The sequence below is a fragment of the Rothia sp. P7181 genome, assembly GCF_048513015.1.
Taxonomy (GTDB): domain Bacteria; phylum Actinomycetota; class Actinomycetes; order Actinomycetales; family Micrococcaceae; genus Rothia.
In genome coordinates this window covers 19,790-28,056 of sequence record NZ_JBLXXZ010000016.1, presented here as the reverse complement: position 1 = coordinate 28,056, position 8,267 = coordinate 19,790, and the positions used below count along the sequence as shown (strand labels likewise).

Here is an 8,267-nt window from a genome sequence, read left to right as displayed (position 1 = left end):
GGCGCCCAAAACAAAAGTCTGGTGGGCGCCCCACCCGTTTAATATCAGAAACAACTAAATACCAGTCGTACGATAAATCCAGTCACGCTCAGGAGCAGAAATAGACATAAACGAATTAGACTTTGATTTAGGCCAATAAGCAACAGTTACACCAGAAAGCACTCCGTTGCACACAAGAGACCCTCCAGAATCACCTGTTACGAGGAAGCCACCGCGGTCGTTATAACCACGAAGCTGCGCTGAATTAGAGTTCTTAATAGAAGTACTCGCATAACGAATCTTCATCTTCAAACCTCGCTGACGTTGAGCATAAGAACTCTCAGCATCAATGTTGTCCTCCCACAAGCCGTAACCATACGCCGTGCAACGAGCATTTTTAAGATCTTCTGCAGTGCCACCATCACGCAAACGATAAGTTGCCACACGAGCTTTGGCTAAACCTGGTACATGCACCAACGCCATATCCTTATTTTCATCTGGATGGGTGACGATTCGGTCGATACCAGAATTTGGGCCGGTGTACTGATTCTCTGGAAGATTCCAGTTAATACGAGGATTTCCCCAAACAACACGACTTGACCATGTGTTGACACCAATATCATCCACACAATGTTTTGCTGTAAGAACCCACCCATTACCAATATGGCTACCGCTACACAATAAGTCTGGTGCTTTATAACCATAAGCCCATAACCGAACAGTTGCGCTCTGATTAGAATTGAACCCTCCAACTACTGCATGAGCAGGTGCTGCTACCGGCGCCACGAGAACAGTACTCAGCGCAGCTGCCGCAAGGAAACGTAATTTCTTGAACCTAGCCATAACATATTCCTATCTTCTTCATTGACACGCATAGTGCGGTCTTCCCCTCGACGTTGAGGCGTAACCTAAACCGCAAATAATTGTGATACGCACAACCAAATATGCGTTGTCGTTGATAGGGAACATCATAAAACGCCAGAACAAAAAACTCTGTCCCCATAAGGGTATACATTATTCACTAATGGTACTTTTAGCGCGCTAAACCGCGAATATAATGACGAAGAAAAAAGTTCTGCACTGCCACTGACCTGTCATATATCCACAGATAGCCATAACCTTCTTTCCAATACACTCTTCTCATTGTAGGTTTAATGAAAAATTAAGTTTGTCTTTGAACTTAGACTACTAACTCCCTTATGAAACAGGTGCTCTTATGTCGTTTAAAAGCTGGTTGCTTCGTTCTAGCGTAGTGCTATGTATCAGTTCCCTACTATGCGGATGCTCTGCTCAAGAACCGGTATCTGAAAAAGATAAGATGAACTCGCCTTCAGCTTCCATGACGGCAAGTGTTAGCCCGTCAGCTTCTTCGTCAGCTGGTACTTCATCTACGTCAGAATCCGAAAATGCTTCTACATCACCTGATGATGTTAACGAGTCTGGTCTGACGGTAGAGGAACAAAAGAAAGTTGATGCTGGTGAGTATGTTGCGGCTTCTGTAAAGCATCGTGCGTTTAATGTGCCGAAGCCTGTTTTTCCTGAGTCTGCTCGTGAAGAGACTTTAGAAGGTGCTGAGGCGTTTATTCGGTATTGGGTTGATTTGCGTAATTATGCTTCGAGTACGGGGGATGTGGATGATATTTCTCGTATTACTGCGCCGGATAATGATTATGAGCAGGATTTTTATCGGGATCTTCGGCGATGGTATAGCGATCGGGAATGGTTAGTTGGGCTTACCATGAAAGTTGATTTTGAGGATAACGATTTTGTTTTGGGCGAGGATGGCTTTTATCGTTTTTTGGTTCGCCCCTCTGTTAGTGAATCTAAATATTGTAAAAATGTTGATTACTGTGCCAGCGATAGTGGCGATATATTTCGAGGTAAACCCGGTGTTATCGGTCTTTATTATGATGAGGGCTGGGTATTTGGACAGCTGATTGGGGTAGAAGGAATCAACTATGCGGAATAAAATAGGTATTCTATTTGGTTTTTTCTGTTTACTAATAAATATATCTCCCTCGTATTCTCAGGAAATCGAATATGAAGCAAAAGCTTATAAGAGTAATGTAGACATAAAATTTCAAGTATCGTCATCAGAAAAGTCTCGCCGAAAGGCTCATCCTCAAGCTCCTCCGAATGCGTATATCACTCCTACCGGTATTCCCATTATCGCTAATTCGTCGGGTGGGCAGAGTGCGATTTCATACGCTGGTCCGCAGATAGAGTATCGTCTTGTTCGCTATTGTGATGGTAAGAAACGTTGTGTGCCTCCTCGTTGCGGGCTTTTTGCTGATGATGTTGCGCATCGGGTTCAATCTTCTTCTGGCAATGGTTGGTCAGATACTGGTAAAACATGGTGCCCGTCTCGTGGTTCTCGCCCAGCAGGAGGCGCACCAGACCCATCTGGTGCTGATAATACCGAAGCCGAGCTGGACTCTGACGTCATTGAATTTCCGGTGTTTTCTGGTGAAGATTTTGAACGATTAGTTCTTGACGCGCCCGAGATTGTTGTTGAACCGGGCGCTGATACTTTGGTGAACTACCATACAAACTTTATGGTCAAAGCTCACCCTCAAGATTTTGACGTGGAGGTTCTTGGGTTTCCTATAAAAGTTCGTGCCGTGCCCGTGGGCTATGTATTTGATTATGGTGATGGTGCATCCTCAGGTGTGCTTAGCTCACCTGGGAAAGTTTTAGGTGATGGAGTATGGGATGAGCAAACACCAACAAGTCATCAGTATTCTTCTACCGGTAATGTGCAGGTGAATGTTTCTGTTGTGTATTCGGGGGAGTACTCCGTTGGAGATGGTGGGGTATGGCTACCTGTTTCTGGTGTGAACGTTGTACAAGGCTCCGCCGATGTCGCTATATGGTCTGTGCGTTCTGGTCTCGTAGATCGATAAAACTTGATGACAAGAAGTCGTATTTCACCTCTCTTTTTCTAGTAAAGAAAAGAGCAAAAGTTAGAACGTTAGTATTCTTTTCTTTCTAGCTGGATGACACGATCATGCTGTTGAGCAAAAATATTATCGTGAGTTACTGTTATGATTGAGGCCCCAAAATCATGAGCTGCTCCAAATAATAAATCGATAATCTTTGATTTATTCTTGTCATCTAGTGAAGCAGTGGGTTCATCAGCCAAAATAACCTGTGGGCTCATAATAATCGCTCTAGCGAAAGCTGCTCGAGCTCTTTCACCTCCGGAACATTCAAGAGGCTTTTTCGTGAGGATATTGGATATTCCAAGTGCTCCGGTAATATCTTCAAATCTTTGCTGTTCTTTTTGCCCTCGGCTTTGAGAATATATGAGTGGAAGTTTTATATTATCCTCAACACTTAAAGAAGTAATGAGAGCTGATTCTTGTAAAGCAAATCCAATATTTTTATTTCTTAACTTTGCTAACTCTCTATCAGAAAGTTTTTGCGTAGATTTCCCGAATAGTGTATAAGTGCCAGAGTATGAGGTGTCGATAAGGCCCAATATGTTGAGTAACGTGCTTTTCCCTGAGCCGGACTCTCCAATAACAGCAATTTTTTCTCCTTGCTCAACAGCGAGGGAAAAATTTTGAAGAAGAGTTATTTTTTGGCTTTTAGCACAATAAACTTTCTCATCCAGATATAAATCTAATATATTGTTCATTCTATAACTCCTATGGAAATAGGGATTTTCTGTATTTTCCACATGGTAATATTTGTGACTATTATTATCAGTAAAATATTAAAAATAAATGCTGAAAGTATACCAATCCAATCCATCGTGAGTAAACCTAAAAATCCGTACGTAACAAGATAAGATTTTTTACCTATCCAAAAATCGTATCTTAAATATAAAGTTAAACAAAAAACTATAAAAAGACTTATCGATGATATTGCAGTATAGTATATATAAAATATTTTTTTAAGCTTATTGTAACTTAATCCTAGTAGGATATTAATCGTAAAATCTCGAACTTTTATCTTTACTGTGGATGTAGAGATCCAAATTGCTACACCTAGAATAAGAATAGAAATAAATGTAATTACTCCTATGAGAATCTTCATCGATGAGAAAAAATAATTATTATAAAATTCAGTGTTGTCTTTTTGGTTATAGTAGTTAAACTTGGCGTCAATTTTTTCGTTAATATACCTACCTAATTGAGAGGCTTTCTGTTCATCTGTATTTAAAAGAATTAAATTCATTAAACCGTTTATCTTAAATTGAAATTCAGACTCGTTAAGATACGACTCATTGACAGGTATAATAACTGAGAAATTATAATATTGTTTAAAATCTAGTGCATAATAGTTGGAATGAGAAATATCCGCCTCTAAGACTCCGGATACTTCAGCTGTAATGTTCTTTCCTAGCGCTGGGTCATAAAAATAAAGCTGTGTGCCTACTGGGTATTCTTCTGCTAGTCCAAAACCAACTAGTATGGGAACTATTGTGTTTTGTGCACCTAATTGGTAATCAAAAGAAATGGGGTTTCCGTCACTCAAGGGAAAAGCATTGATTTTGCTGTAATTATTATTAATATATACTGCAGGCACTTCGATGGCATGACTGTTTGTTAATTCTGTTATAAGACCGTCGGTAAAAAATGCGTATTCATAGTTTTTATTAATAAACTGATAGATATCATTCATTGAATCTTTGGATGCTTTAGTGAAGTTGACCGTAGATTCTGGGTCTAAATTTTCAATAAAAGTTGATTCTTTGCTAATTTTTTCTACTTCTGCATATCCTTCAAGGGTAGACTGCACTGATCTTGAAGCGGAAAAAATAAGATAATTAGATATAAATATTAATATAATCGTCATTAAAGTAAAAATAGGTCTACTAAGGAAAAGTTTCCTAAAGAAAAAATATGTAATTCTCATTTTTTCCTCAATAGATATGAAGAAAGTATTATGTATACAGATAAGCTTATAAATAAGTATATGTTTTCAAGTAGCGAAAACCTAAATGCCAGGCTAAATATAGTAGATAAAATAAAGCATAACGTCAGAATAGAGAAGAATTCAATAAAGTATCTAACCTTTATACTCCTCAAAGTGTCTCCAACTAATACTCGACAATCAACCTCGACTCTAGCTGTAACTAACAGTCGATAATGAAATAATAGCGCTGTCGTTGACAGTGTTAGCATTAAAATCGTTCTATATTCTATAACGTATCTAAAATATCTCATTAAAATATCAGAGTCCGCTGATATTCGTTCAACAAATAGTAATAGTATTAGAAAAGAGAATAAAGAAAAGTATAATAAAAATAATTCAATGCGATTATTTGTTCTTAAAAATGATTTTGACAAAAAATCTGACACTGCTTACTCCAAATAGGCTTATGGCAATAGCTGAAGCTATTCATAGTGTTTACTCCTTCGTAACCAGCTAGAACCAGCCACCCTAATTACAGCCAACTAACCATCACCATTGTCACGATTAGTTGGTCAATTTTAAAGATATTTTTACTATCCTATCCGAATTCTTAGATAAGTAAAGAGTATAGAAGATATATCGCTATACACCCGCAACCCAAAGCAAAAGACCTTGTTGCCTCAGTGATAGAAGGAGAATACTAGATGGCTAAATATCATGACGAAGATTTAATTTAAGCATTATCTTCTGACAAACAGTCGCAACCTCTCCTCAACATCTCCGTTATCAGGGCACTGATGTTCTGAAAAACTATAGTTTGTAATCACCATAATCTTGGCTCAATAGAATCTTGAGGACATGGCTTACTACCTAACTATTAAGCTTAGCGTCCTGACTAAAATATGGTTCGCCTATACCCGCACGGTGTCTACCATGAAGCATAGACAGGACGGCAGAACAGATAAGCCTTCTAATCTAGCTTGCTCAACTTTTAGACAGTGCTAGATGATGCCTTATGCGTGTATCTGACTTGTTAGCAAGAGTATTGCAGAATTAGCCGCGATTGTTAGCACAATAAATGCAACGAGTCTCGGATACACAACCTGCTTCCCTCGTGAAGCAAAAATCGCAAAAACAATCGCTGTTATCACTCCCGATAGCTGTTGAACATACGGCCCATAAGCCATTGGTAGAGTGTCAGTTTTGCCCAGAACAAATAGTGTGAATACTGCGAGTGAAAATGGCATCTGCGCTACTAAAATATACGCCCAGCTTTCGCCAATTCTTGAGCGGGGAAGGCCCGTTGAAACCGTAAAAAGAATACTCAACGCTACACCTTGGAAAAGAGTCAGTAAAAGAGCCCATCCAGCAGTGATAACACGCAAGAAAACCATAGTTGCACTCGGCGATAAAACCTGTGACCCGCCAAAAGAATTAAGTTGCGTAACGAGCAAATTCTCTACAGCAATAAGGATAGAAGCGGTATACACCAGCCCTAAGATAATACGGAGACTTACAGGGATGAGCGTTCGTTGTGATACATCGGTTCGTTGAGTATGTGACGGTGTCGTTAACATTTTATGGGTCCTTTATCGGTGAAGAAAACAATGATTTCATCTCATCCGGTAACCGTTGCTCTATACAAGTAGAACAACGCTTAATACATTACGAGTAATTTTGCCCAATCATTTTGGAGTGTTTTTCTCTAACGAAATCAGATGCGGTCCATCAATGTGCAAAATGTGCGTTGCTAGCTCATTCATATCCTGCAAATTATGCGTCGCAAAAAGAATCGACTTTTCTTGACTAATATTCACTAACTGATCTTGAGCGCTCGTACAGGATTCAACGTCCAGCCCATTAAAAGGCTCGTCAAGCAATAGCATCGAAGAGGTAGGTAACGAACAAGCTATTGCAAGTACCAGCCTTTGACGTTGCCCCAAAGATAATGCCCCTAACTGGGTACTCAACATCTGCTGAGTGATTAGAGGATTTTTTGACAACATCTCACTTTTGAGATGCTTACCCTGCCGAGAAAGCACATCAACTACCTCAGCAACCGTTAAAGTGTTGAGAGTTAAATATTCTGTGTCTATATAAGTAGCCGTAAATTGAGGCGAACCAATGAAATGAGCCTGATATACCCTGCCAAGAATTCGTAATAAGGTTGTTTTGCCAACCCCATTACGTCCGGTGACTGCTACGAGACCTCGTTCTGGTAGTTGAAACGTAACATCATCGAATACAACATGATTCCCATACGAAAAAAATAGTTCCTCAATTTTAATCATTTATATCTTGATCCTTCGGTGTGCAAAAAATTGAAAGCAACCACTTATCTGAGTCGAGGTAACGAAGCCACATGAGAACACCAGCCGATACAAGAAATAACAAACTTGCAATAACGACGCTTAAAGAATTCTCGTCTAAGTGAATAGAAGGCGTTACTCCAACAGCACCCGAAACGGAACACACTATGGCTAGGGCAATACCAGCGCCTAACCCAGAACGAGAAATTATCCCTAATGAATTAAGTGATGACGAAGGTAGAACTACTGTTTGACACTGAATGGCTATTTCCTCGACAGCTAACTCCAAAAATACAAGAGAAAAAAGCAGAATGATTCCAGAATAGGTACCTTGTAACGCTAAAAAGAGAATCCCTCCAACAAACAGAGGTAATGACAAAAGCACCCAATTAAAACGATAGAATCTCACAATTTTCTCACCAGAAAATTGCAAATCTCGACCAAGTAATAGCCCCATGCCTAGTGATTCTGGGTTGGTAAACCGTGTCGCATGTACTCGTAGCAAGAGGCAACCCAACATGATGCCAGTAACAAGAATAAGACCTGTTAAATGTGAAAAACGGTCACTCATCTGTAAAACAATAGTCACTACCCACGACAGCGCAAGGGATAGACCAACAAGTATTCCAATCTTTTGATGGGTCTTGGTATCTTTCGGTCCCAAACGGTGCTTCCCAAGCCAACTAGCCATAATAGAAGTCGTGATTGCGGCTAATACAGTTAGTAGTCCGGCAAAAAGTGATTGCACTATTGTGAGGGCAAATAACTTGATACCCCACTGGCTCACATCAAAATAATATGTCACTAGCCCAAGAGCAACCGCAACGGTTGTCAGGTTGATGACGCGAACCAATAATGTGCTCATTGTTCGCTCAAATGCTAGAAGCAACATTAGCAGTATTACATAAATTGAGACTACCTCGAATAAAACTTTAGTTTGTAGATGTATCGCCTGTTTAATCGTGAATACCACGATAGGAAGAGCCACCAACAGAGACCCCGAACAAAACCCGTATCGGCTAGCTGGAGATAATAAGCTGAGGAAAAGATGATGACGACGCCTATTCTTTGCCTCAACGTTCAGCACAAACAGTACGCACCCCATACAGATTAGTA

General features: G+C 39.9%; 8 protein-coding genes. 2 read left to right on the top strand and 6 right to left on the bottom strand.

Translation table 11 applies throughout. The annotated features are described in order from the left end of the window. Positions 1-54: 54 nt before the first annotated feature. Entirely contained in the window at positions 55-822 is a 768-nt protein-coding gene (locus tag ACN08Z_RS07745; RefSeq protein ID WP_419103954.1) for a trypsin-like serine protease, read from the bottom strand. Between the two features lie 373 nt (positions 823-1,195). Here ACN08Z_RS07745 and ACN08Z_RS07740 point away from each other — a divergent pair, with 373 nt between their 5' ends. Next, positions 1,196-1,948, top strand: coding sequence for a DUF6318 family protein (locus ACN08Z_RS07740; protein ID WP_419103953.1), 753 nt, complete (start codon positions 1,196-1,198; stop codon positions 1,946-1,948). Next, positions 1,938-2,882 (top strand): hypothetical protein, encoded by a 945-nt coding sequence (locus ACN08Z_RS07735; RefSeq protein WP_419103952.1) that lies wholly within the window; start codon positions 1,938-1,940, stop codon positions 2,880-2,882. Before ACN08Z_RS07740 ends, ACN08Z_RS07735 begins: the two co-directional genes overlap by 11 nt. Before the next feature lie 68 nt (positions 2,883-2,950). Here ACN08Z_RS07735 and ACN08Z_RS07730 read toward each other — a convergent pair whose 3' ends face one another. The 5 genes from ACN08Z_RS07730 to ACN08Z_RS07710 form a co-directional block, all read right to left on the bottom strand. Continuing rightward, the gene (locus ACN08Z_RS07730) at positions 2,951-3,619 is read right to left on the bottom strand and encodes an ABC transporter ATP-binding protein (RefSeq protein ID WP_419103951.1); all 669 of its coding nucleotides are present in this window, start codon (positions 3,617-3,619) and stop codon (positions 2,951-2,953) included. Next, on the bottom strand, positions 3,616-4,725 hold the full coding sequence (locus ACN08Z_RS07725; RefSeq protein ID WP_419103950.1) for a hypothetical protein: 1,110 nt from the start codon (positions 4,723-4,725) through the stop codon (positions 3,616-3,618). Before ACN08Z_RS07725 ends, ACN08Z_RS07730 begins: the two co-directional genes overlap by 4 nt. Before the next feature lie 1,130 nt (positions 4,726-5,855). Continuing rightward, positions 5,856-6,419, bottom strand: coding sequence for a hypothetical protein (locus ACN08Z_RS07720; protein ID WP_419103949.1), 564 nt, complete (start codon positions 6,417-6,419; stop codon positions 5,856-5,858). A 108-nt stretch (positions 6,420-6,527) separates the two neighbouring features. Beyond that, entirely contained in the window at positions 6,528-7,133 is a 606-nt protein-coding gene (locus tag ACN08Z_RS07715; RefSeq protein ID WP_419103948.1) for an ATP-binding cassette domain-containing protein, read from the bottom strand. After that, positions 7,126-8,139: a hypothetical protein gene (locus ACN08Z_RS07710; protein WP_419103947.1), complete on the bottom strand. Its 1,014-nt coding sequence runs from the start codon at positions 8,137-8,139 to the stop codon at positions 7,126-7,128. The genes ACN08Z_RS07715 and ACN08Z_RS07710 overlap by 8 nt, the downstream gene beginning before the upstream one ends. Positions 8,140-8,267 lie beyond the last annotated feature (128 nt).

Bases quoted from the DNA above. Each gene is read 5' to 3' on its own strand.
- ACN08Z_RS07745 (WP_419103954.1), bottom strand. From the start codon at position 822: ATGGCTAGGTTCAAGAAATTACGTTTCCTTGCGGCAGCTGCGCTGAGT.
- ACN08Z_RS07740 (WP_419103953.1), top strand. From the start codon at position 1,196: ATGTCGTTTAAAAGCTGGTTGCTTCGTTCTAGCGTAGTGCTATGTATC.
- ACN08Z_RS07735 (WP_419103952.1), top strand. From the start codon at position 1,938: ATGCGGAATAAAATAGGTATTCTATTTGGTTTTTTCTGTTTACTAATA.
- ACN08Z_RS07730 (WP_419103951.1), bottom strand. From the start codon at position 3,619: ATGAACAATATATTAGATTTATATCTGGATGAGAAAGTTTATTGTGCT.
- ACN08Z_RS07720 (WP_419103949.1), bottom strand. From the start codon at position 6,419: ATGTTAACGACACCGTCACATACTCAACGAACCGATGTATCACAACGA.
- ACN08Z_RS07715 (WP_419103948.1), bottom strand. From the start codon at position 7,133: ATGATTAAAATTGAGGAACTATTTTTTTCGTATGGGAATCATGTTGTA.